The organism is Pseudaquabacterium inlustre (assembly GCF_038066595.1).
Taxonomy (GTDB): Bacteria; Pseudomonadota; Gammaproteobacteria; order Burkholderiales; family Burkholderiaceae_C; genus Pseudaquabacterium; species Pseudaquabacterium inlustre.
Genome location: NZ_JBBUTH010000007.1, coordinates 186559 through 208975 on the forward strand (window position 1 = coordinate 186559; position 22417 = coordinate 208975).

Sequence of the window (22417 nt, forward strand, 5' to 3'; positions counted from 1 at the left end):
GCGCGCTGGGACTGGTTCTTGCAAGCAGTGGCCGCGCCCCGCCACGCTGCCTTCCAGGACACCGCCCTTGGCCATCGCCCAGCAGAAGATCTTCCGCATCCGCCGCGACTACAACAGCTGGGTCGCCAACGAGACGCTGGAGGACTACGCCCTGCGCTACACGCCGCGCCACTTCCGCAAGTGGAGCGAGGCGCGCGTGGCCAACACCGCCTTCGGGGCCACCAGCTTCCTGGCGCTGGAGGCCATCGGCGGCGCCATCGCGCTGAGCTACGGTTTCACCAACGCGCTATGGGCCATCCTGGTGGTGGGGCTGATCACCTTCCTCACCGGCCTGCCGATCAGCGTGTATGCCGCGCGCTACGGGCTCGACATGGACCTGCTGACCCGCGGCGCCGGCTTCGGCTACCTGGGCAGCACCCTCACCTCGCTGGTGTATGCCAGCTTCACCTTCATCTTCTTCGCGCTGGAGGCAGCCATCCTGGGGCTGGCACTGCAGATGGCCACCGACTGGCCGCTGCCGCTGTGCTACCTGGTGGCATCGTTGGGGGTGGTGCCGCTGGTCATGCACGGCATCACGCTGATCAGCAAGCTGCAGATGTGGACCCAGCCGCTGTGGATGGGCATGCTGGTGCTGCCCTATGTGTTCGTGGCCTGGCAGGAGCCGCAGCGCTTCGTCGAGTTCACCACGCTGGCCGGTCGCGTGTCGGGCAGCGCCGGCTTCGATGCGGTGATGTTCGGCGCCGCCGCCACCGTGGCCTTCTCGCTGGTGGTGCAGATCGGTGAGCAGGTGGACTACCTGCGCTTCCTGCCCGAGAAAGCACCCGAGAACGCACGCCGCTGGTGGGCTGCGGTGCTGGTGGCCGGACCAGGCTGGATCCTGCCGGGCATGTTGAAGATGCTGGGCGGTGCCTTTCTGGCCTTCCTGGTGCTGCAGCAGCAGTTGCCGGTGGACAAGGCCGTGGACCCCACCCAGATGTACCTGGCCGGCTTCGCCTACGTGCTGCCGCCCCCCTGGGGCCTGGCGGCGGCGGTGCTGTTCGTCATCGTCTCGCAGGTCAAGATCAACCTCACCAATGCCTATGCCGGCTCGCTGGCCTGGAGCAACTTCTTCGCGCGGCTGACGCACAGCCACCCGGGCCGCGTGGTGTGGCTGGTGTTCAACGTGGCCATCGCCGTGCTGCTGATGACGCTCGGCGTGTTCGAGGCGCTGGAGAACGTGCTGGGCCTGTACAGCAACGTGGCCATCGCCTGGGTGGGCGCGCTGGTGGCCGATCTGGTCATCAACAAGCCGATGGGCTGGAGCCCGAAGCACATCGAGTTCCGCCGCGCATATCTCTACGACATCAACCCGGTGGGCCTGGGCGCCATGCTGGTGGCCGCCACGCTGGCTGTGGTGGCCTATGCCGGCGTGTTCGGCGTGCTGGCCCAGGCCTATGCCCCGTTCATTGCGCTGGGCGCGGCCATGCTGGTGTCGCCGCTGCTGGCCTGGTGGACGAAGGGCCGCTACTACCTGGCGCGGCACGAGGCACCGGTGTGGCGGCCCGGCGAGACGGTGGTGTGCTCGGTATGCGAGAACCCGTTCGAATCCGACGACATGGCCTGGTGCCCGGCCTATGGCGCGCCGATCTGCTCGCTGTGCTGCACGCTGGAGTCGCGCTGCCATGACCGCTGCAAGAGCGACGCGCGCACCGCCGAGCAGGTGCATGCCGCGCTGGTGGCCCTGCTGCCGCCCCGGCTGGCGCGGCGCATCAACTTCCGCGCCGCGCACTACCTGGTGGTCACGGTGTCGCTGCTGGCGCTGATGGCGGTGATCCTGGGCGTGGTGTGGGCCCAGCAGTCGGGCGTGAACCCGGTGCTGGCCGAGGCGCTGCGCGCGCCCTTTCTCAAGGCCTTTGCGCTGCTGAGCCTGGCCGCCGCGGTGGGCGCCTGGTGGATGGTGCTGGGCAGCGAGAGCCGGCACATGGCCGAGGACGAATCCAGCCGCCAGAACCAGCTGCTGATGCGCGAGATCGAGGCCCACCGCCGCACCGACGCCGCGCTGCAGGCTGCCAAGGAGCAGGCCGAATCGGCCAACCAGGCCAAGACCCGCTACGTGGCCGGCATCACGCACGAGCTGCGCACGCCGCTCAACAGCATCCTGGGCTATGCGCAGATTTTGCTGAAGGACGAGCGCGTGGCCGACGAGCCGCGCCGCGCCGTGGCCACCATCCACCGCAGCGGCGAGCACCTGCATGCGCTGATCGACGGCCTGCTGGACCTGGCACGCATCGAGGCCGGCCGCCTGCGGCTGGACCCCGCGCCGCTGCCGATGCGCGAGTTCCTCGACGACCTGGTGCGCATGGTGCAGCCGCAGGCCGCCGCCAAGCGCCTGCAGTTCACGCTGGAGACCGAAGGCCGCGTGCCGGCCTACATCCGCGCCGATGCCAAGCGCCTGCGCCAGATCCTGATCAACCTGCTGGGCAATGCCGTGCGCTTCACCGACCAGGGCCGCATCACGCTGCGCCTGGACCACACGCGCGAGGTGGCGCGCATCCAGGTCATCGACACCGGCATCGGCATCGCCGCGCAGGACCTGGAGCGCATCTTCATGCCCTTCGAGCGCGGCAGCGCCGGGCGCCGCAGCGGCGACCCCGGCACCGGCCTGGGCCTGACCATCACCCACCTGCTCACCCAGCTGATGGGCGGCGATCTCAGCGTGGTCAGCACGCCCGGCGTGGGCAGCACCTTCACCGTGCGCCTGTACCTCAGCGAGATCGCCGCGCCGCCGGCGCGCGACCCGGCCGCACCCACGCCGCACCGGCCGGTCACCGGCTACATCGGCCCGCGCAAGACCCTGCTGGTGGTGGACGACCACCCCACGCAGCGCCAGATGCTGGCCGGCCTGCTGCTGCCGCTGGGCTTCCAGATCCGCGAGGCCGGCACCGGCCACGAATGCCTGGAGAGCGTGCTGCACCAGGTGCCCGACGCGGTGCTGCTGGACATCACGATGGACGACATGGACGGCTGGGACACCGCGCGCCGGCTGCGTGCCGGCAGCCTGTCGGGCCGGACCGACGTGCCCATCATCATGGTCTCGGCCAATGCCTTCGAGAACCGGCCCGACAAGCTGGCCGAGGCCGGCGCCCAGGCCTTCGTCGACAAGCCGGTGATCGAGAGCGAGCTGCTGGCCGCGCTGCAGAAGCACCTGCAACTGGAATGGGTGGCCGAGCTCACCGTGCCCGGCTGGGCACCGCCCGAGCTGCCGCCGGCCGGCCCCGCAGCCCCCGCGCCGCTGCCCGACGACTTTGCCGCCACCCTCACCCGCCTGGCGCGCTTGGGCCATGCCCAGGGCCTGCGCCAGGCCCTGGGCCGGCTGGCCAGCGAGCACCCCGAATGCGCCCTGCAGGCCGACGCGCTGCGCGAGCTGGTGGACCGCTTCGACTTCCCGGCGCTGCTGGCGGCCTTGCAGCGTGTGCGCGATGACGCCGATGCCGATGGAGACACGACGTGAGTACAGCCGTCATTCTTCTGGTCGATGACCAACCTGAAACGCTCGGCGCGCTGGCCCAGGCGCTGGAAGCCGACGGCACCACGGTGCTGGTGGCGCACAGCGGCGAGGCCGCGCTGCAGCGCCTGGATCTGGTGACGCCCGATGCCATCCTGATGGACGCGCTGATGCCCGGCCTGTCGGGCTTCGAGACCTGCCGCGCGATCAAGGCCCACCCGGCCTGGCAGCACATCCCGGTGATCTTCATGACCGGGCTGTCCGAGACCACGCACATCGTCGCCGGCTTCGAAGCCGGCGGCGTCGACTACGTGGTCAAGCCGGTGCGCGCGGCCGAGGTGCAGGTGCGCCTGGCCACGCACATGCGCAATGCCCGCGCCGTGCGCCTGGCACGCGAGGCGGTGGACGTGGGCGGCCACGGCGTGGTGGTGGTGGACGGCCGCGGCCGCCTGGCCTGGCAGTCACCCCAGGCGCAGCGCTGGCTGGCCGAGGCCTTTGCGCCGGAGGCCACCCAGACCGCCGCCGCCTGGCTGGCCGGTGCAGCGGATACAGCGGATGCGCCCGCCCCGCTGCTGCAGCGCGCCATGCCCGATGGCCGCACGCTGGTGGCGCGCCAGCTGGGCGGCATCGGCATGGGCGAGGCCATGTGGCTGCTGAGCCTGGCCGCCGCGGGCGAGGCCACGCCCTCGCGCCTGGCCAGCGCCATGCTCACGCCGCGCGAGACCGAGGTGCTGTCTTGGGTGGCCAAGGGAAAGACCAACCGCGACGTGGCCGACATCCTGGGCATGAGCCCGCGCACCGTGAACAAGCACCTCGAACATGTGTTCGAGAAGCTGGGCGTGGAAACCCGCGCCGCGGCGGCGGCGCTGGCCAGTCGGGAGCTGGGCTGAGGCTGGACGCTCAGGGAATGGGTTGCCGCAGCGTCATCGCACCGCGGATCTCGCCCACGCGGTAGTCCACCGCGCGGTCGGCCGGGTACAGGGTGCGCAGCCGCTCGGTCACGCCGGCACTCAGGCTGGCGCGCGCGCCGTGGCAGGCCAGGCACAGCTCCTGGGTGGGCAGCGCGCGCATGTAGCGGCGCTCACGCTTTCCGTCGGGCGTGGCCACCACCTCGGCATGCTCGATCGGCGCGGCCGTTCCGCGCGCGGCGGCGATGCGGTCGAACTCGGCCAGCACGCCGCGCTCCCAGGCATCGGGCAATGCCTTGGGGTTGCGCTCACGCAGGCTCACGCGGCGCACGGCCCAGCCGCTCTCGGCCGAGGCCGCGCGGGCCAGGGCCGGCGCCTGCTCGCGGCAGGCCGCGATGGCGCCTTCCGGCCCGCCGCGATCGATCTCCTGCTTCAGCGTGGCCAACAGGCGGGGTGGCACGCTGGCGGCGATGCCGCGGGCATCGGCCACCCAGGGGTCGTCGGGCGCCGCCACAACCGGTGACACAGCCGGTGTGGAGGCGGGTGGTGGTGGCGCGGCGCAACCCGCCAGCAGCAGGCCGGTGACGACGACGCCCAGCATGGGTGTGAGGGAGCGGGACGGGGCAGCGACAACAGGCATGCGACGTTTCTTCTCGGCGTGAAGGGTGGACATGGGCATCAGGCAAAGCTGTCGGCCATCAGCGCCTTGAACCAGGTCAGCATGTCCTCGAAGTGGTCGCCGCTCCAGCCGTCCGAGGCACCCCCCGCTGCGGCCACCGGGGCCATTGCGCGGGCCACGGGGTCGTACTGGAAGCCTGCGGTCAGCCACGAGGCCTGGCTCATCGTGATGGTGGAGAAGCAGGCCGAGTTGGTGACCGGCCCGGTGTCGGGCAGCCCGCCCGACACCAGCCGCACGATGGCGTCGGCGCACACCTTGGCCTCCTGGTTGGCGATGTGGCCGGCCTTGGGCTGGGTGGTGGCGCTGGCATCGCCGATCACGTGCACGTTCTGCGCGCCCGGCACGGTGCAGGCATAGCTCAGCACATCCACCGGCACAAAGCGCCCGCCGGTGGCCGTGGCCAGGCCGGTGGTGGCCACCAGCGCCCCCGCGCGCTGGCGCGGAATCAGGTTCACCACGTTGGCACTCACGCGGCTGCCGTCGGCCAGGTAGAGCGCCATCGCGGCGGGGTCGACATGGTCGATCACCGCGTTCGGCCGGTACTCGATGACCTGGCCGTGCAGGCCCAGGAAGGCGCGGCTGAAGTTGTCACGTTCGGTCACGATGTCGGCGTTGGCATCCAGCACCAGCAGCTTGGAGCCCGGCTTGCGCTGGCGCAGCCAGTCGGCCAGCAGGCAGGCGCGCTCGTACGGCCCCGGCGGGCAGCGGTAGGGCGTGGCGGGGATGGTCAGCGCCACCGTGCCGCCGGCCGGCATGGCCGCCAGCTGCTGCGCCAGCAGCGTGGTCTGTGCACCGGCCTGCCAGGCATGCGGCATGCGCGTGGGGTCGCTCAGGCCCGGCACTGCATCGAAGGCGATGCCTGGCGCCAGCACGATGCGGTCGGCCTTCAGCACGCCGCCGTTGCGCAGCGTGACGGTGGTGTTCACCGGGTCGATGGCCAGCACCTCGTCGGCCACGAACTTCACACCGTACTGGCTGGCCAGCGTGCCGTAGCCGTAGCCCAGGCTGGCCAGCGTGCGCTGGCCGGTGAGCACCATGCTGCTCATGATGTTGGAGGTGTAGCGCGCATTGCGGTCCACCAGGGTCACGTCGATGGTGTTGCCGCTCCACAGCCGCAGGTACTTGGCCACCGTGGCGCCGGCCATGCCGCCGCCCACCACGATGACGCGGGCCTTCGCGGCGGTGGCGGTCGTTCCCGTGGTGGTGGTCGTGCGGCCGACACCGGCGGCGCTGCTCAGGCCGTCGCTGGTCGAGGCCATGGTGTCCGCGGTGCCTGCATCGGCCCCGCCGCCGCCGCAACCCGGCAGCGTGGTGGCCAGCAGCGCGGCGCTGCCGCCCAGCAGAAGATGACGTCGTTGCATGTGCGTTCTCCTGCGGGTGTCAGCGCGCCGGCTGGGCGGCGAACCAGGTGGCCAGCTGGCGCAGCTGGGCGTCGGTGTAGATCATGGCGTGGCGGGTCATCAGTCCCTGCCCTTCCTTGCCGCTGCGCATCTCGGCCAGCTCGCCGTAGATCTCGCTGGCCGACTTGCCGGCCAGGCTGTCGAAGCCCGGCCCGTGGCCGTTGGTGCCATGGCACTGGAAGCAGTTGGACGCCAGCAGGCGGCCGCTGGGCGACACGGCCTGCGCCTGGCCGGCCAGCGCGGTGAGCGCCAGGCCCAGCCCGACGGCCGCACGGGCCCAGAGTGATGGGGTGATGAACATGGATGGTCTCCTCGCAAGGGGCTGGATCGGCGCGCCCGCACATCAGCGCTGTCAGCCATCATGCGCATACCCTTGCTGGTATGTGTAACCCATGGTGTCGGCGCCGGTGCACATTGATCTGGCGCAAGCCTGGGCGCCGCAAGATGAACCCGGCCTGAACCCCGGCTGAACCGAAGATGAACCCGCCCCGAGACGCCGCGCGCCAGCGCTGCCAGAATGGGCTGGCGCCACCCTGGAGGCCCTGCACATGATCTTCCGCCAGCTGTTCGAACCCCTGTCGTCCACCTACACCTACCTGCTGGGCTGCGAGCACACCGGCCACGCGCTGCTGATCGACCCGGTGGTCAACAGCATCGACCGCGACCTGGGCGAGATCCAGCGCCTGGGCCTCACGCTGGCCGTCACGCTGGACACCCACATCCATGCCGACCACATCACCGGCGCGCGCCACCTGAAGGAGCGCACCGGCTGCCGCATCGCCGTGCCGGCCATCGACGCCCTGCCCTGCACCGACCTTGGCGTGACCGAGGGCGTGCCGCTGCGCGTGGGCAGCGTGGTGATCGAGGCGCTGCACACGCCCGGCCACACCAGCGGCCACCATGCCTATGTGTGCGGCGAGCGCCTGTTCACCGGCGATGCGCTGCTGATCGACGGCTGCGGTCGCACCGACTTCCAGGGCGGCAGCGCGGCCGACCTGTACCGCAGCGTCACCACCAAGCTGTTCACGCTGCCCGACGAGCAACTGGTGTACCCGGGGCACGATTACCAGGGCCGCCGCGTCTCGTCGGTGGGCCAGGAGAAGGCGCGCAACCCACGCCTGGGCGGCGGCAAGGCGCAGGCCGAGTTCGAGCAGATCATGGCCGCACTGAACCTGCCGTATCCGAAGTTCATCGACCATGCCGTGCCCGGCAACCGCCAGTGCGGCGTGTGCCCCACCGACCTGCCCGAGCAGATGCAGGCCTATTGCGGGCGCATGACCGAAAGCGTGCAAGGCTGACGCCCATGCCCTCGATGAAGCTCAAGAGCGCCGGCACCGGCGGCCTGGTCTATTCCACCGATGCGGGCAGCATGTGCCCGGCCTGCCGCCAGCCGCTGGCGGCCTGCACCTGCGCCGCCCAGGCCGCGGCTGCGGCGCTGCGCGGCGACGGCACGGTGCGCGTGCACTTCGAGACCAAGGGCCGCGGCGGCAAGGCCGTGACCGTGGTGCGCGGCCTCGATGACCTGCCACCCGACACGCTGGCGCAATGGGGCAAGCAGCTGCGCACGGCCTGCGGCGCCGGCGGCGCGGTGAAGGACGGCGGCGTGCTGGAGATCCAGGGCGACCACCGCGAGAAGGTGCAGGCCTGGCTGCAGGCGCAGGGGCGCAAGGTCAAGCTGGCCGGTGGCTGAGCACCGGCGCAGGGCCGGTCAGCCGCCGCGCTGCCGCGCCTGCCGCAGCACCGGATCGGCCCAGGCCACCAGCGCCACCGCGGCCCACACGGCGCCAAACAGCGCCAATGTGCGGCCGCTGCCGCCATGTTCCAGCAGCCAGCCGCAAGCCGCGGCGCCTACCGGGTTCAGGCCCATGGCCACCAGGCGGAAGCTGCTGTTGACGCGGCCCTGCAAGCCGTCGGGGATCATCGCGATGCGGCGGCTGAACTGCAGCACGTTGTAGACCGGCCCCACGAACATGATCACGCCGTAGACCAGGCCCAGACTCCACGCGCCCTGGCCCAGCGCGAACAGCGGGAACACCGCCGCCTCGATCACCAGCACGCCGATCAGCGCCGGGCCGAAGGGCAGGCGCTGCTGCACCCAGGGCCCGACCAGGGCCCCCAGGATGGCGCCGGCCCCGCCGCACGAGAACACCACGCCCACCTGCGACTCGCTGGCGCCGTGCTGCCGCGCCAGCACGATCAGCAGCAGCGGCACCGCCGCCTGCACCATGTTCACCACGCCGGTGATCAGCGCGATGTCGCGCACCAGGCGCTCGCGCCACAGCCAGCGCAGGCCCTCCATCACCTCGGCACCCAGGTGGCGCCGCCCGACGGCCGGCTGCGGCACGAAGGACGTGCGCAGCCGCCACAGCTGCAGCGCGGCCACGGCGTGGCAGGCCAGGTCCAGCACAAAAGGCGCGGCATGGCCACCGGCCTCGAACAGCCAGGCCCCCAGCGCCGGGCCCAGCACGGCCGAGACACCGAAGCCGGCCTGGTTCTGCGCCGTGGCGCGCGCCAGCTGCGGGGTGGGCACCACGCGCGGCAGCGCGGCCGTCTCGGCAATGTTGAAGAACACCATGCACACGCCCTCGACCACGGCCACCGCATACAGCAGCGGCAGGCTCAGGCCGCCCCGCGCCGACGCCGCCACCAGCACCGCCACGGCCAGCATGCGGCCGGCATGGCAGGTCAGCATCACGCGGCGGCGGTTCCAGCGGTCGACCAGGGCACCCACCGGCAGACACAGCAGCAGGTACGGCAGGATGTGCAGCACCGACACCACGCTGGCTGCCTTGGGCGAGCCGGTCAGCGCCAACACCAGCAGCGGGTAGGCGATGCCCGAGGCATGGCCGCCCAGGTTGCCGATGACCTGCGCCGTCCACAGGCGCATGTACTCGGGCTGGCGCCACAGGGGCGGCAAGAACGGCGGCGGAGCCGGCGCGTCACCGGCGGTGACGGTGGGCACCTGCATGCGCGGGTTTGTAGCACGCACGGTCGCCGACAATCCCGGTCCATGACAACGACGAACAGAGACATCCCCCCGGTGCTGATCGCCGGCGGCGGCATCGGCGGCATGAGCCTGGCGCTCACGCTGCACCAGATCGGCGTGCCCTGCGTGGTGCTGGAGGCCGTGCCCGCGCTGAAGCCGCTGGGCGTGGGCATCAACCTGCAGCCCAACGCCGTGCGCGAACTGCACGACCTGGGCTTTGGCAACGACCTGCTCGACACCATCGGCCTGCAGGCACGTGAATGGGCACTGGTGGGCCGCAATGGCCGCGAGGTGTATGCCGAGCCGCGTGGCCTGGCAGCCGGCTACCGCTGGCCGCAATACGCCGTGCACCGTGGCGAGCTGCAGATGCTGCTGTACCGCACGGTGCTGCAACGCCTGGGCCCGGATGCCGTGCGTCTGGGCCAGCGTGTCGCCGGCTACCGGCAGACCGGCGACGGCGTGACCGCGCTGATCGAAGCCCGCGACGGCACGCGCAGCGAGCTGGCCGGCAGCCTGCTGGTCGCCGCCGACGGCCTGCACTCGGCCGTGCGCGCGCAGATGCACCCGCAGCAGCCGCCCATCCAGTGGGGCGGCGCCATCATGTGGCGCGGCACCACGCCGGGCGTGCCGGTGCGCACCGGCGCCAGCTTCGTGGGCCTGGGCTCGCTGCGCCACCGCGTGGTGCTCTATCCCATCTCGCCGGCCGATCCGGCCACGGGTCTCGCCACCATCAACTGGATCGCCGAGATCACGGTGGACAACGCCGGCGGCTGGCGCCAGGGCGACTGGAACCGCCAGGTGGCGCTGGACGAGTTCATCCACCACTTCGAGGGCTGGAACTACGGCTGGCTGGACGTGCCCGCCATGCTGCGCGGCGCCAGCGAGGTGTTCGAGTACCCGATGATCGACCGCGACCCGGTGCCCACCTGGCAGGATGGCCGCGTGGCCCTGCTGGGCGACGCCGCGCACGTGATGTACCCGGTGGGCAGCAACGGCGCCAGCCAGGCCATCGTGGATGCGCGTGTGCTGGGCAGCGAGTTGCTGAAGCACGGCGTCACGCCGGCCGCGCTGCGCGCCTACGACCAGCGCCTGTGCGCCGACATCTCGGCCCTGGTGCTGCGCAACCGCGGCGCGGGTCCGTTCGGCCTGCTGGGCCTGGTGGACGAGCGCTGCGGCGGCGTATTCGACGACATCGACGCCGTGATCCCCGCCGCCGAGCGCGAGGCCTTCATGGCCCGCTACAAGGCCGCGGCCGGCTTCGCCATCGAGGCGCTGAACGCCGCGCCGCCCACCGTCGCGCCGGGGGCGCGCGTGGCGGGCTGAAGCGCAACGCGGCGGCCATGACCCACCTCACGCTGCGCCAGCTGCGCTACTTCCTGGAGATCGCGCGTTGCGGCAGCCTGTCGCGCGCGGCCGAGCAGCTGGGCGTGGCCCAGCCAGCTCTCAGCCAGAACCTGGCGGCGCTGGAGGACACGCTGGGTGAGCGCCTGTTCGAGCGCCATGCGCGCGGCGTGAGCCTGTCGGCCGCTGGCCAGCGCCTGGCCGAGCGTGCGCCGGCCCTGCTGGCCGAGGTGGACGGCCTGGCCGATGTGGTGCAGGGCCGCAGCGTGCGGCCGCGCGGCGTGGTGCGCGTGTCATTGGCCGGCACGCTGGCGCCGGTGGTCATCGCCCCGCTGCTGCAGCAGCTGGCGGCCTCGCACCCCGGCATCGAGCTGGCGGTGGTGGACGGCCTGTCGCCGGCCAGCGCGCTGCAGGTGGAATCGGGCCAGGTGCACCTGGCGCTGATGCCCGGCGCCACCGAGTTGCAGGGCATGCGGGCCCAGCCGGTGCTGCACGAGCGCCTGGTGCTGGTGGGTGCCGCCGAGGCCATGCGCACGCTGCCGGCCGAGGTGACGCTGGCCGAGGCGCTGGCCCGGCCGCTGGCCGCACCCGACCGCGCCCACCACCTGCGCAAGCTGATCGAGCGCGAAGCCGCCGCCCGCGGCCTGGTGGCCGACGTGCGCCACGAGCTCAACAGCCCGCCGATGCTGATCGCGCTGGTGCGCGCCGGCCTGGCCCATGCCATCCTGCCCGCCAGCCTGTGCCAGGACGCGCTGGACGTCGGTGCGCTGGCCGCGCGGCGCATCGTGGCGCCCGAGCTGCTGCGCACCCAGGCGGTGGTGTGGCGCCAGGGCCATCCGCTGCCGCCGGCGGCCGAGGTAGTGCGCGATGCGCTGGGGCAGGTGCTGGCCGATCTGGTGGCGCAGGGCCGGCTGGACGGTCGGCTGCCGTGACGCGTCGCGGAGCCACGCTGCGCACCCATCACAGGCTAGGGGGTCGACTTCGGCGCCATGCCGTCCCAGCATCGCCCGACGCACGGGCGGCAACAGCGCGCCGGTGCGTGCCCCTCCACCCGACGGAAAGCCGACGATGCCCTCCCCACTGGTCAAACCCCTCGTGCGCTCGATCTACGAAGTTGCCGGTCAGCGCATCCTCATGCCCGAACGCATGGCCAAGGTCACGCCCGACCTCAAGCGCGCGCTGTACGGCATCCGCGACGAGCTCAAGCAGCACGACGGCAAGCTCGAGCTGTCCGACCTGTTCCGCAGCTACGACATGCAGCTGCAGGCCCACCTCGACTACACCAGCGGCAAGAAGAAGGCCTTCAGCCCGCCGCCGGGCGGCAGCATGCACGAGTCGGGCCGCGCCTTCGACGTCGACCTCTCGCGCCTGAAGGTGCCGCTGGCCGAGTTCTGGCAGATCGCGGCGCGCTGGGGCGTGGTGCCGATCATTGCCGAGCCCAAGGCCAGCATCAGCGAGAGCTGGCACTTCGAATGCCGCGGCAGCCACCAGAAGGTGTACGAGCACTACCGCGCCGAGCGCGGCACCAACTTCAAGCCGGCCACGGCCATGGCCATCAGCGCCATCATCGGCTCGGGTGTGCCGCACGACCGCTTCAAGGGCAAGCAGGACGCCGCCTATGTGCAGTCGGCGCTGATCCGCCTGGGGCATGACCTGGGCAACATCGACGGCGACGTCGGCCCCAAGACGTTGAAGGTGCTGGAATCGTTGCAGGTCGACCCCGCCGCACCCGCCGCCTGGGTGGACAAGGTCGACGCGCTGCTGCAGCAGAAGTACCCCGAGGAATTCTTCGACAAGGCCGAGGACGACCTCAGCGCCTTCGTCTGAACCCCGGCACGGGCGGGCCGCCGGCAGGCCAGGCATCAGAAAAGCCGATCCCCGCCCAGACGCAAACGCTATTGGACGCGCGCCACGCGGCTGAACACACTCCCGGGCCGCAGCAACCACGCTGCCGACCCTGGAGACCCCCCGCCCGTGAGCCGCCGCAACCTGGTGGTCATCATGTCGGACGAGCATGACCCGCGCATCATGGGCTGCGCCGGCCATCCGTTCGTGCAGACCCCGCACCTTGATGCCCTGGCCGCCCGCGGCCTGCGCTTTGCCCACGCCTACACACCCAGCCCGATCTGCGTGCCGGCGCGCGCCGCCTTCGCCACCGGCCTGCGCGTGCACCAGGTGCGCCTGTGGGACAACGCCATGCCCTACACCGGCGCGCAGCGCGGCTGGGGCCATGTGCTGCAGCAGCACGGCGTGCGCGTGGAAAGCATCGGCAAGCTGCACTACCGCAGCGTGGAAGACCCCTGCGGCTTCGACGCCGAGCACCTGCCCATGCACGTGGTGGGCGGGCACGGCATGGTGTGGGCCTCGATCCGCAACCCCTACCGGCCGCGCGCCGATGGCACGCGCATGCTGGGCGAGCGCATCGGCCCCGGCGAATCCAGCTACACCCAGTACGACCGCGACGTGACGGCCCGCACCGAGGCCTGGCTGGCCGAGGCCGCTGGCCGCGACGAGCCCTTCGTGCTGTACGTGGGCCTGGTGGCGCCGCACTTCCCGCTGGTGGTGCCGCAAGCCTTCTTCGACCTGTACCCGCCCGAGACCCTGCCCGAGCCCAAGCTGGGCCCTGGCAGCGGCTACCGGCGCCACCCCTGGGTGCAGGAATACGCCGACTTCATGCCGAACGAAGAGGTGTTCGCCGATGCCGGCGAGCGCCAGCGCGCCTTCTCGGCCTACTTCGGCCTGTGCAGCTGGCTCGATCACAACGTGGGCCGCATCCTGGGCGCGCTGCAGGCCAGCGGCCTGGCCGGCAGCACGCAGGTGGTCTACACCAGCGACCATGGCGACAACCTGGGCGCGCGCGGCGTGTGGGGCAAGAGCACGCTATACGAGGAAAGCGTGAAGGTGCCGATGCTGATTGCCGGCCCGGGCGTGACGCCCGGCGTGTGCGACACGCCGGTGGACCTGCTGGACCTGTTTCCCACCATCCTGCAGGGCGTGGGGCTCGACCCCGCGCCCGAGATGGCCGGCCGGCCCGGCCGCGCGCTGCTGGACATTGCCGCCGCGCCGCCCGAACCCGAGCGGCCCATCCTCAGTGAATACCACGCGGCGGGCAGCAACAGCGCCGGCTTCATGCTGCGGCGCGGGCGCTGGAAGTACCACCATTACGTGGGCTTCGCGCCCGAGCTGTTCGACCTGCAGACCGACCCCGAGGAACTGCACGACCTGGCCGCCAGCCCGGCCCATGCCGGCGTGCTGGCCGACATGCGCGCGGCGCTGCAGGCCCTGTGCGACCCCGACGCGGTGGACGCGCTGGCCAAGGCCGATCAGGCCGACCTGATTGCGCGTTATGGTGGTGCCGATGCGGCGCACCGGCTGGGCTCGTCCACCGCCACGCCGGCACCGAAGGCGAATGCCTGACCCGGCCACCTGCCCCCCGACGCCTGCCCCAGACCTCAGGAACCCCATGCACCGCCGCACCCTGCTCACCGCCCTGGCCGCCAGCGGCCTGACCCCTGCCGCGCTGCGGGCGCAGGCCTTTCCCAGCGGCCCGTTGCGCCTGGTGGTGCCCTACCCGGCCGGCGGTGGCATCGACGCGGTGGCGCGCTATCTCGCGCAGGGCCTGGGCGAGGAGCTGAAGCAGGTGGTGAACGTGGAGAACAAGGGCGGCGCGGGCGGCACGCTGGGTGCCGATGCCGCGGCCAAGGCCCCGGCCGACGGCCACACGCTGCTGCTGGCCGGCAACCCCGAGCTGACCATCGCGCCCGCGCTGTTCGGCAAGCTACCCTATGCGCCGCTGGCCGACTTCACGCCGCTGGTGCTGGTGGCGCAATCGCCCAGCGTGCTGGTCTCGGCACCGCTATCGGCATCGGGCGCGCGCACGCTGCGCGAGGCGCTGGCCGCCGCCGGCAAGCGCGGCGGCATTCCCATCGGCACGCCGGGCAACGGCTCGCCGCAGCACCTGGCGGTGGAGCTGCTGCGCGCCGGCACCGGGCTGGACATCGTGCACGTGCCCTACAAGGGCGCGGCACCCGCCACGCTGGCGGCGCTGAGCGGCGAGACCGCCTTCGCTCTGGTGGGTGCGCCGCCCACGCGGCCGCACCTGGCCAGCGGCAAGCTGCAGGCCTGGGCCGTGACGCAGGCGCGCCGCTCGCCGCTGCTGCCCGAGGTGCCCACGCTGCGCGAGGCGCTGGGCAGCGCATCGACTCAGCCCGGCAGCGACGAGGACCTGGTGGCCTGGTACGGCCTGCTGGCGCCGGCCCGCACGCCGGCCGACGTGGCCCAGCGCCTGGAGCGCGCGGCCCTGGCCGTGCTGGCCCGGTCCGAGGCACGGGCGCGCCTGGCGGCGCTGGGCACCGACGACCTGGCCCTGCCCGCCAAGGCCTTTGCCGAGCGCATGAAGGCCGAGACGCAGCGCAGCGCCGAGCTGATCAAGCGCTTCGGCATCAAGCCGGACTGAACCGCCGCCTCAGGCCGGCGGCGGGTTCGAGCCGTCCAGCCAGCGCAGCAGCAGCCGGTACAGGCTGTCCGGGTCCACCGGCTTGCTGATGAAGTCGTCCATGCCGGCGGCCTGGCAGCGCGCCTTGTCCTCGGCAAAGGCATTGGCCGTCATCGCGATGACCGGCAGCGCCGCCGGCGCATGGCGCTGCCGGATGACGCGGCAGGCATCCATGCCGTCCAGGCCCGGCATCTGCACATCCATCAACACCAGCCGGTAGGCGCGCTCCTGCGCCATGCGCACCGCGGACAGGCCGTCCCCGGCCACGTCCACCACCAGGCCGGCTTCCTCCAGCAGGGCCTGGGCCATCTCGGCATTCACCGCGTTGTCCTCGGCCAGCAGCACACGCGCGCCGGCATGGCGCTGGCGGATGGCCTGCGCGGCGTCCTGGTGCGCGGCATGCGGCGCGCTGGCCGCGGCCGGGTCGCGGCGCAGCCGGGCCGTGAACCAGAAGGTGCTGCCGGCGCCGGGCTGGCTGCTGGCACCGGCCTCGCCGTCCATCAGCTCGGCCAGCTTGCGCGTGATGGCCAGGCCCAGTCCGGTGCCGCCGGCACGCCGGGTGCTGGAGGCATCGCCCTGCTCGAAGGCCGCGAACAGCCGCGGCAGCACCTCGGGCGCAATGCCCACGCCGGTGTCCTGCACCTCGAAGCGCAGCAAGGCGCTGTCTTCGGTCAGCTCGGCCAGGCGGGCGCGCAGCGTCACGCTGCCCTGCTGGGTGAACTTGACCGCGTTGTTGGCGTAGTTCAGCAGCGCCTGCTGCAAGCGCGTGGGGTCGCCCACCAAGTCGGCCGGCATGCGGTCGACATCGCTGCGCAGCTGCAGGTGCCGGGCATCGGCGCGCTCGTCCAGCATCGACAGCACATTGGCCACGGCGGCTTCCACACGCAGCGGCACGGCGTCCAGCGCCATCTTGCCGGCCTCGATCTTCGACAGGTCGAGCACCGCGTTCAGCACCTCCAGCAGGTGGTGCGAGGCGGCCTCCAGCTTGCCCAGGCGGTCCACCTGACGCGGGCTCAGGGGCTCGCGGCGGATCAGGTGGGCCATGCCGATCATCGCGTTCAGCGGCGTGCGGATCTCGTGGCTCATGTTGGCCAGAAAGGCGCTCTTGGCCAGGTTGGCGGCCTCGGCGCGCTGGCTGGCCTCGGCCAGCTGGTGGGTGCGGCGCGCCACCGTATCCTCCAGCTGCTGGCGGTGCGCGTCGAGGGCCTCCTGGGCCTGGCGCCGGGCGGCCTCGCGGTCCAAGTTGTCCAGCGCAAAGCTCACGTTGGCGGCCAGGTCCACCAGCAGTTGCCGGGTCTCGTTGTCGAAGGCCCGTTCATCGCCGGCGCACAGCGTCAGCGCCCCCACCACCGCGCCGCCACGCCGCACCGGCAATGCGGCCGCGGCACCAAAGCCGGCCTGCGGCACCTGCGCCTTCCAGGCACGGGTGAAGGGGTCGTGCTGGAACTGCTGGCACCACACCGGCTGGCCGCTGCGCAGGGCCAGGCCGGTGGGGTTGGCGTCGGGCCCGTCCACACCCTGGAGCAGCTCGCGCGGCACCGCCGCCGGCGCGCCGGCCTGGGCCTGCACCTGCAGCTGGCCGGCCTCGTCGAGCAGGCTCACCCAGGCCAGGCGCATGCCGGCGGCGTCGATGATGGCCTGGCACACGGCGTCGAACAGCGCACGCTGATTGTCGCAGCGCGCCACCGCCTCGTTGCACAGCGACAGGCAGCGGTAGAACCGGCCGCTGGCCTGCAGGCGCAGCGCGCTGGCGCGAAGCTCCCACTCGATGCGCTGCGAGTTCATGCTGATCAGCGTCAGCGTGACCAGCTGCACCGACAGGATCTGCGCCAGCGCATACAGGCCACCCAGGCCGCGGATGCCCTCGAACGCGGTGCTGACATTGGCGATCTCCTGCGCCGCCCGCACGAAGGAGATGGCCGCCAGCAGCGTGAGCCACAGCGCCAGCAGCCCGTCGTTCGACCCGAAGTGCGGCGGTCGCCGCCGCAGCGTCACGATCACCGTGGCCAGGCACAGCGAGCCCGAGAACAGTCCGTAATAGACGATGCGCGCCGCCAGCAGGCCGCCATCCAGGCTCAGGTAGGCGAAGGGAACGAGGAACAGCGCCGCCAGCCCGGCCTCGAGCCAGGCACTGGCGCGCAGGCCGCGAAACGCCAGCATGCCGCGCAGCAGCAGCACATGGCCGGCCACCAGCAGGCCGTTGCGCAGCATGCGCGCCGACCAGCTGGGCGGCAGCACATCGGGCACCAGCAGCGCGGCCCCCAGCGCCATGCACACCAGGCCGGCCGTCCAGTGGCCGAAGCCGGGGTAGGTCTTGCGCGTGCGCAACACCACCGCCATCACCGCCGCAGCGGCCGATGACAGCAGCGCATTCGTGCTCAGCAGCGTGGCAATGTCCAGCATCAGGGGCGTCGGTCGGGTCGGGTTCCGTAAGCCCCCATCCTAGCCAAGACCCGCGTGCATCCAGCGCGCCTGCCACTGCGCTTTCGCGCTATCGACGCGGCCTCAGCGCCCCCTGAACGCCCGCCAGGCCAGCGGCAGCGCCGGCAGCGTGATCAGCACGCCCAGCGCCGCGGCACCCGTCCAGCCGCCCCACGCCACGCCGGCGGCCATCAGCGGCGGGCCCAGCAGGCTGCCGCTGGCGCCGCACTGGGTGATCAGCCCGTTCACGCGCACCAGCTGCGCCGGGCGCGGTGCCACGCGCGGCAGCATGGCGAAGGCGTAGCTGGCGAACACGCCGCCCAGCAGGTTGCAGGCAATGGCCAGGCCCACGGCCCAGGCGGCATCGGGCGCGGGGCGGAAGATGCCCCACAGCAGCACCGCCGGCAGCGCCAGCGCCAGCAGGGCCGGCCAGCGCGCCGGCACGGCGTGGCGCTGCAGCAGCGCCGCGATGCCGCTGCCGCCCACCGCCGCCAGCGAGGCCACGCCGGTCCACTGCCCGGCGGCGGCGGCGCTCAGGCCGGCCTGCTCCACCAGCAACGTGGGCAGCAGGCCCAGCAGGCCCACCTCGAACAGCGCGAACAGGCCGAAGCCCAGCGCCAGGCACCAGGCCGCCATGCCGGGCCGCGCCGCGCGCCGCGTGGCGGCGTGGAAGGCGGCACTGTCTTCGGCGTGGTGGGATTCAGCGCGGTGCGCAGCCTCACGCTCGGCATCGGCCGCGTCGGCGGCGGCTTCGGCCGCAGCCGGCCAGCGCCAGCGCATGGCCACCGCCAGCACCGCCGCCAGCACGCCACCGGCCAGCAACGCGCCGCGCCAGCCCAGCGGCAGCGCGGCGGCGGCCGCGCCGCTGGCACCCAGCGCCAGGCCCACCGGTACGAAGGTGCTCCACAGCGTCATCGCCAGCATCTGGGTGTGGGCGCCGGCGGCCAGGCTCAGGCGCGCGATCAGCACCGGCGCGGTGACGGTCACGCTGAGGTAGCCGGCGGCCTCCAGCAGGCGCCAGCCCAGCAGGCTGGCCTGGCCTTGCGCCGTGGCGCTGCCCAGCCCGGCCAGCGCCAGAGCCACCAGGCCACCCTGCAGCGTGCGCCGCAGGCCCCAGCGCTGGGCCAGCAGCCCGGCCACGGCGCCCAGCGTGGCGCCGCCCACCTCCAGCAGCGAGATGGCCCAGGCCGCGCCGGCCAGCGTGAGCCCCAGCGCGGGCGTGAACACCGGGGCCAGCGCCGACAGCTTGCCCAGTTGCGCCGCGGCCATCAGCCCGGCGGCATACAGCAACAGCACGGCCGGCCAGGGCGAGGCAGGCTTAACCACGCCCCCGCTCATCGCATCACCCCCTGGCTGGCGCATGCCGCGCCGGCTTGGCGACAATCGCCCCCGTGACGACCGAACCGGTGATCCACAGCGGCGACCCCCGCCATCTGGCGCGCAGCCTGCGCACCTGGCGCGCGCTGCGCCGCGTCAAGCAGGATGCTGCCGCGCAGTTGTTGGGCATCTCGCAGCCCACGCTGTCGCGCTGGGAGAACGGCCGCGCCACGCCCAGTGCCGACGAGGCCCAGCGCCTGCGCGCGCTGCTGGCCGCGCGCCTGGACAGCGCGGCCGATTTCACCCTGGGCCGGCTGGTGCGCCAGTCCAGCCAGCCGGTGCACCTGATCTGCGATCTGACGCACCGGCTGCTGGCTGCCTCGCCGCGGCGCCAGGCGCAGTTCCATGTGCCGCTGAACGATCTGCTGGGCCGCGCGCTGTGGCGCTATGCCACCGAGGACATCGTGCGCGCCGAGGCGCAGCTGGCCGAGCGCGGCTGGTACGAGGCCGCGCCGCCGGAGGTGAGCTTCGACACCGGCGCGCGCCACAGCGACGCGCTGAGCATCCTGCCCTGCCACATGCGCTGGGTGCGGCTGCAGCTGTCGGACGGCAGCTATGTGCGGCTGGTGGAATCGACGAACGAGCAGCCGCATCAGGCGCCCGCCTGAGGCAGGGCCTCCAGCCAGTCGGCCAGCGCGGCCAGTGAGTCGCACTGGCTGAACCGCGGGTGATCCTGCGGCACCTCGGCCGCCTCGTGCGCCCACACCAGCGGGTACGGGATCAGCACCGCGCGGCAGCCGGCGTCCAGCGCCGGCAGGATGTCCGACCGCACCGAGTTGCCGGCCATCAGCGTGGCCTCGGGCGCCACGCCGTGGCGCGCGGCCACGCGGCGGTAGGTGTCGGCGGTCTTCTCGCTGACGATCTCCACGCCGTGGAAGAACGCGCCCAGGCCCGAGGCCGCGAGCTTGGTCTCCTGGTGGAACAGGTCGCCCTTGGTCACCAGCACCAGCGGCGCGATGGCGGCCAGCCGCGGCAGCGCCTCGGCCACGCCGGGCAGCGGTTCCATCGGATGGCGCATCAGCTCGCGGCCGGCACTCAGGATCTCGTGCAGCACGGCGCCCGGCACCTCGCGGTGGCTGAGGTCCAGCGCGGTTTCCAGCATCGACAGCGTGAAGCCCTTGGCGCCATAGCCGTAGGTGGACAGGTTGCGGCGCTCCACCGCGGCCAGGTGGCTGGCCACGGTGGCGGCATCGGCCCAGGGCTGCAACAGCGCGTCGAAGCGCGCATGGGTCATGCGGAACAGCGGCTCGTTGTGCCAGAGCGTGTCGTCGGCGTCCAGGCCGATCAGGCGGGGGCGGAGGGCGGGTCGGGTCATGGTGGCGGCAGCTTAAACGCCCGCCCGGGCCACGCCGCCGGCCGGTGGCTGAATGTTTTATGCAGCGGGGTCGGCTTCGCCCGCGGCGTCACCCGCCATGTCATCGCCGGCCTGCACGCGGATGCGCAGGCCCTGCGCCCCGGCCGAGAACTGCACCACCTGGCCAGCGCGGATCTTGGCCGTCTTGCGCAGCTCCTGCTGGCCGTCCACCTGCACCAGGCCGTCGGCCACGGCCTGCTTGGCGCTGGCGCCGCTGTGGGTGGCGCCGGTGGCCTTCAGCAGCTTGTCCAGCGTGATGTGCTCGCCGCGCAGGGCAAAGTCGATCTGTTGCATCGGGTGGATTGTCGCTGCCGGGGCTGGCGATGTCGGGCTCAATCGGGTTGCCGCACCACCAGCACCTTCAGCGCCCGGTCGGCCGACACATCGGCAAAGGCCGGCGGGTTGGGCAGGCGCGCCATCACCTGCAGCTGCGGCGCCTGGGCGGCCAGCTGCTCGTGCAGGAAGGCCTCGGGCAGCTCGGGCGCGTTCAGGCACAGCAGCGCATGGCCGCCGGGTATCAGCAAGTCGGGCAGGCGGCGGATCAGGCGGGCGTAGTCCTTGGTGGCCACGAAGCTGCCCTTCTGGTAGCTGGGCGGATCGGCGATCACCAGGCCGTAGGGCCCCAGCCGGTTCACCTTGCCCCAGCTGCTGAACAGGTCGTGCGCCAGGAAGCTGGCGCCCTCGGCCACACCGTTCAACCGGTGGTTCTGCTGGCCGATGGCCAGCGCGCCCTGCGCCATGTCGATGTTGACCACCCGGCCCGCGCCGGCCTGGCGTGCCACCACCGAGAACGCGCAGGTGTAGGCGAACAGGTTCAGCACATCCACACCGGGGTTCGCCACGCAGTGCGCGCGCACCCAGCGCCGGCCCTCGGCCATGTCGAGGAACAGGCCGTGGTTCTGGCCCTTGAGCACATGCACGCGATAGGCCGTGCCATCCTCGGTGACGGTGTGTGGGTCGGGCACGCTGCCGGCCATCAGCCGCGTCTCGGCCCGACCCTCCGCCCGGTTGGCCGGCCGGCCCTGGAACACCCAGTTCAGCGGCTCGCCGGGGGCGATGGCGGCCCAGCGTGCGGCCAGTGCATCCCCCACGGCGGTGAGTTCATCGTCGGTCACCGGCTGGAAGCTGGTGAGCACGAACACGGGCGGAAACGCGTCCAGCACCCAGTGCTCGCAGCCGGGGTGCAGGCCGCCGCGGCCGTGGAAGATGCGCTGCGCATCGGTGCAGCGGTCCATCGTGGCGATGGCGTCGAGCAAGGCTTGCAAGGGCTTCCTGTCGTCAGAGTTCAAAGCGGTAGCCCACGCCGTAGATCGAGCGGATCGGCTCCAGCGTGGCGTCCACCGCCTGCAGCTTGCGCCGCAGGTTCTTCACATGGCTGTCGATGGCGCGGTCACTCAGCGCGCGCTGGTCGTCGTGCAGCCGGTCCAGAAGCTGGTCGCGCGAGAACACGCGCCCTGGCTGCGCCGCCAGCGTGGCCAGCAGGCGGAACTCCAGCGGCGTGAGCAGCAGCGGCTGGCCGTTCAGCTGGGCCTCGTGGCGCTCGGCATCCAGGTGCAAGCCCTCGGCGGGTGGTGCGGCCTGCAGCCCGGCTGCAGGCGCAGCCGCCAGCTGCCGCGGCCGGCGCAGGATGGCCTTGACCCGCGCCACCACCTCGCGCGGGCTGAAGGGCTTGCACACGTAGTCGTCGGCGCCGGCGTCCAGGCCGATCAGGCGGTCCACCTCCTCCACCCGCGCGGTCAGCATCAGCACCGGCAGGTCGCTGAAGCTGCGCAGCTCGCGGCAGATGGCCAGGCCGTCCATGCCGGGCAGCATCAGGTCCAGCACCATCAGGTCGGGCGGCTGGGCGCGCACGGCCGGCAGCGCCTGCAGGCCGTCGCCGATCACCTGCACCTGGGCGCCGGCGGCCTGCAGGTAGTCGGCCACCAGACGGGCCAGGCGCGGTTCGTCCTCCACCACCAGGATGCGCATGCCG

General features: G+C 72.4%; 20 protein-coding genes. 10 read left to right on the top strand and 10 right to left on the bottom strand.

Going from position 1 to position 22417, the window contains the following annotated elements:
* Nucleotides 1-67 precede the first annotated feature (67 nt).
* Nucleotides 68-3490: a hybrid sensor histidine kinase/response regulator gene (locus AACH10_RS12515; RefSeq protein WP_341410755.1), complete on the top strand. Its 3423-nt coding sequence runs from the start codon at nt 68-70 to the stop codon at nt 3488-3490.
* Nucleotides 3487-4374, top strand: coding sequence for a response regulator (locus tag AACH10_RS12520; RefSeq protein WP_341410756.1), 888 nt, complete (start codon nt 3487-3489; stop codon nt 4372-4374). The genes AACH10_RS12515 and AACH10_RS12520 overlap by 4 nt, the downstream gene beginning before the upstream one ends.
* 10 nt (nt 4375-4384) lie before the next feature.
* Here AACH10_RS12520 and AACH10_RS12525 read toward each other — a convergent pair whose 3' ends face one another.
* The 3 genes from AACH10_RS12525 to AACH10_RS12535 form a co-directional block, all read right to left on the bottom strand.
* Nucleotides 4385-4993, bottom strand: coding sequence for a Tll0287-like domain-containing protein (locus tag AACH10_RS12525; RefSeq protein WP_341410757.1), 609 nt, complete (start codon nt 4991-4993; stop codon nt 4385-4387).
* A 77-nt stretch (nt 4994-5070) separates the two neighbouring features.
* Nucleotides 5071-6432 carry an NAD(P)/FAD-dependent oxidoreductase gene (locus tag AACH10_RS12530; RefSeq protein WP_341410758.1) on the bottom strand — a complete coding sequence of 454 codons (1362 nt, stop codon included), beginning with the start codon at nt 6430-6432 and terminating at the stop codon, nt 5071-5073.
* A 19-nt stretch (nt 6433-6451) separates the two neighbouring features.
* Nucleotides 6452-6772 (bottom strand): c-type cytochrome, encoded by a 321-nt coding sequence (locus AACH10_RS12535; protein ID WP_341410759.1) that lies wholly within the window; start codon nt 6770-6772, stop codon nt 6452-6454.
* Between the two features lie 247 nt (nt 6773-7019).
* Between AACH10_RS12535 and AACH10_RS12540 the strand changes: the two genes are divergently transcribed.
* Nucleotides 7020-7769 (top strand): MBL fold metallo-hydrolase, encoded by a 750-nt coding sequence (locus AACH10_RS12540; RefSeq protein WP_341410760.1) that lies wholly within the window; start codon nt 7020-7022, stop codon nt 7767-7769.
* A 5-nt stretch (nt 7770-7774) separates the two neighbouring features.
* The gene (locus tag AACH10_RS12545; protein WP_341410761.1) at nt 7775-8161 is read left to right on the top strand and encodes a translation initiation factor; all 387 of its coding nucleotides are present in this window, start codon (nt 7775-7777) and stop codon (nt 8159-8161) included.
* Nucleotides 8162-8179: 18 nt separating this feature from the next.
* Here AACH10_RS12545 and AACH10_RS12550 read toward each other — a convergent pair whose 3' ends face one another.
* Nucleotides 8180-9439, bottom strand: a complete 1260-nt coding sequence (locus AACH10_RS12550) for an MFS transporter (protein ID WP_341410762.1) — start codon at nt 9437-9439, stop codon at nt 8180-8182.
* Between the two features lie 42 nt (nt 9440-9481).
* On the opposite strand from AACH10_RS12550, the gene AACH10_RS12555 reads away from it, so the two are divergent.
* The 5 genes from AACH10_RS12555 to AACH10_RS12575 all read left to right on the top strand — a co-directional run bounded on the left by AACH10_RS12555 (nt 9482) and on the right by AACH10_RS12575 (nt 15254).
* Entirely contained in the window at nt 9482-10780 is a 1299-nt protein-coding gene (locus tag AACH10_RS12555) for a flavin-dependent oxidoreductase (protein WP_341410763.1), read from the top strand.
* A 17-nt stretch (nt 10781-10797) separates the two neighbouring features.
* Complete coding sequence (locus tag AACH10_RS12560; RefSeq protein WP_341410764.1) at nt 10798-11730, top strand: LysR family transcriptional regulator; 933 nt, start codon at nt 10798-10800, stop codon at nt 11728-11730.
* 136 nt (nt 11731-11866) lie between these two features.
* Nucleotides 11867-12625, top strand: coding sequence for a M15 family metallopeptidase (locus AACH10_RS12565; RefSeq protein WP_341410765.1), 759 nt, complete (start codon nt 11867-11869; stop codon nt 12623-12625).
* Between the two features lie 147 nt (nt 12626-12772).
* On the top strand, nt 12773-14215 hold the full coding sequence (locus AACH10_RS12570; RefSeq protein WP_341410766.1) for a sulfatase family protein: 1443 nt from the start codon (nt 12773-12775) through the stop codon (nt 14213-14215).
* A gap of 46 nt (nt 14216-14261) precedes the next feature.
* Entirely contained in the window at nt 14262-15254 is a 993-nt protein-coding gene (locus tag AACH10_RS12575) for a Bug family tripartite tricarboxylate transporter substrate binding protein (protein WP_341410767.1), read from the top strand.
* Between the two features lie 9 nt (nt 15255-15263).
* Here the strand turns inward: AACH10_RS12575 and AACH10_RS12580 are convergent, their stop codons facing one another.
* Both AACH10_RS12580 and AACH10_RS12585 read right to left on the bottom strand, forming a co-directional pair.
* Nucleotides 15264-17696, bottom strand: coding sequence for an ATP-binding protein (locus AACH10_RS12580; RefSeq protein ID WP_341410768.1), 2433 nt, complete (start codon nt 17694-17696; stop codon nt 15264-15266).
* Between the two features lie 102 nt (nt 17697-17798).
* The gene (locus AACH10_RS12585; protein ID WP_341410769.1) at nt 17799-19040 is read right to left on the bottom strand and encodes an MFS transporter; all 1242 of its coding nucleotides are present in this window, start codon (nt 19038-19040) and stop codon (nt 17799-17801) included.
* A 65-nt stretch (nt 19041-19105) separates the two neighbouring features.
* Between AACH10_RS12585 and AACH10_RS12590 the strand changes: the two genes are divergently transcribed.
* Nucleotides 19106-19699: a helix-turn-helix transcriptional regulator gene (locus tag AACH10_RS12590; protein ID WP_341410770.1), complete on the top strand. Its 594-nt coding sequence runs from the start codon at nt 19106-19108 to the stop codon at nt 19697-19699.
* Here the strand turns inward: AACH10_RS12590 and AACH10_RS12595 are convergent.
* Genes AACH10_RS12595 through AACH10_RS12610 form a run of 4 tightly spaced genes read right to left on the bottom strand, consistent with a single transcriptional unit; the run spans nt 19684 to nt 22413 of the window.
* The gene (locus AACH10_RS12595; RefSeq protein WP_341410771.1) at nt 19684-20406 is read right to left on the bottom strand and encodes an HAD family hydrolase; all 723 of its coding nucleotides are present in this window, start codon (nt 20404-20406) and stop codon (nt 19684-19686) included. The genes AACH10_RS12590 and AACH10_RS12595 overlap by 16 nt on opposite strands.
* 57 nt (nt 20407-20463) lie before the next feature.
* Nucleotides 20464-20739, bottom strand: a complete 276-nt coding sequence (locus tag AACH10_RS12600; protein WP_341410772.1) for an RNA-binding S4 domain-containing protein — start codon at nt 20737-20739, stop codon at nt 20464-20466.
* 38 nt (nt 20740-20777) lie between these two features.
* The gene (locus AACH10_RS12605; RefSeq protein ID WP_341410773.1) at nt 20778-21710 is read right to left on the bottom strand and encodes a class I SAM-dependent methyltransferase; all 933 of its coding nucleotides are present in this window, start codon (nt 21708-21710) and stop codon (nt 20778-20780) included.
* Between the two features lie 13 nt (nt 21711-21723).
* Nucleotides 21724-22413, bottom strand: a complete 690-nt coding sequence (locus AACH10_RS12610) for a response regulator (protein ID WP_341410774.1) — start codon at nt 22411-22413, stop codon at nt 21724-21726.
* Nucleotides 22414-22417: the final 4 nt, after the last annotated feature.

What these genes read in the sequence shown, in the direction of transcription:
- AACH10_RS12525 (WP_341410757.1), bottom strand. Translation starts at nt 4,993, where the DNA reads ATGCTGGGCGTCGTCGTCACCGGCCTGCTGCTGGCGGGTTGCGCCGCG.
- AACH10_RS12530 (WP_341410758.1), bottom strand. Translation starts at nt 6,432, where the DNA reads ATGCAACGACGTCATCTTCTGCTGGGCGGCAGCGCCGCGCTGCTGGCC.
- AACH10_RS12535 (WP_341410759.1), bottom strand. Translation starts at nt 6,772, where the DNA reads ATGTTCATCACCCCATCACTCTGGGCCCGTGCGGCCGTCGGGCTGGGC.
- AACH10_RS12540 (WP_341410760.1), top strand. Translation starts at nt 7,020, where the DNA reads ATGATCTTCCGCCAGCTGTTCGAACCCCTGTCGTCCACCTACACCTAC.
- AACH10_RS12545 (WP_341410761.1), top strand. Translation starts at nt 7,775, where the DNA reads ATGCCCTCGATGAAGCTCAAGAGCGCCGGCACCGGCGGCCTGGTCTAT.
- AACH10_RS12550 (WP_341410762.1), bottom strand. Translation starts at nt 9,439, where the DNA reads ATGCAGGTGCCCACCGTCACCGCCGGTGACGCGCCGGCTCCGCCGCCG.
- AACH10_RS12555 (WP_341410763.1), top strand. Translation starts at nt 9,482, where the DNA reads ATGACAACGACGAACAGAGACATCCCCCCGGTGCTGATCGCCGGCGGC.
- AACH10_RS12560 (WP_341410764.1), top strand. Translation starts at nt 10,798, where the DNA reads ATGACCCACCTCACGCTGCGCCAGCTGCGCTACTTCCTGGAGATCGCG.
- AACH10_RS12565 (WP_341410765.1), top strand. Translation starts at nt 11,867, where the DNA reads ATGCCCTCCCCACTGGTCAAACCCCTCGTGCGCTCGATCTACGAAGTT.
- AACH10_RS12575 (WP_341410767.1), top strand. Translation starts at nt 14,262, where the DNA reads ATGCACCGCCGCACCCTGCTCACCGCCCTGGCCGCCAGCGGCCTGACC.
- AACH10_RS12580 (WP_341410768.1), bottom strand. Translation starts at nt 17,696, where the DNA reads ATGCTGGACATTGCCACGCTGCTGAGCACGAATGCGCTGCTGTCATCG.
- AACH10_RS12595 (WP_341410771.1), bottom strand. Translation starts at nt 20,406, where the DNA reads ATGACCCGACCCGCCCTCCGCCCCCGCCTGATCGGCCTGGACGCCGAC.
- AACH10_RS12600 (WP_341410772.1), bottom strand. Translation starts at nt 20,739, where the DNA reads ATGCAACAGATCGACTTTGCCCTGCGCGGCGAGCACATCACGCTGGAC.
- AACH10_RS12610 (WP_341410774.1), bottom strand. Translation starts at nt 22,413, where the DNA reads ATGCGCATCCTGGTGGTGGAGGACGAACCGCGCCTGGCCCGTCTGGTG.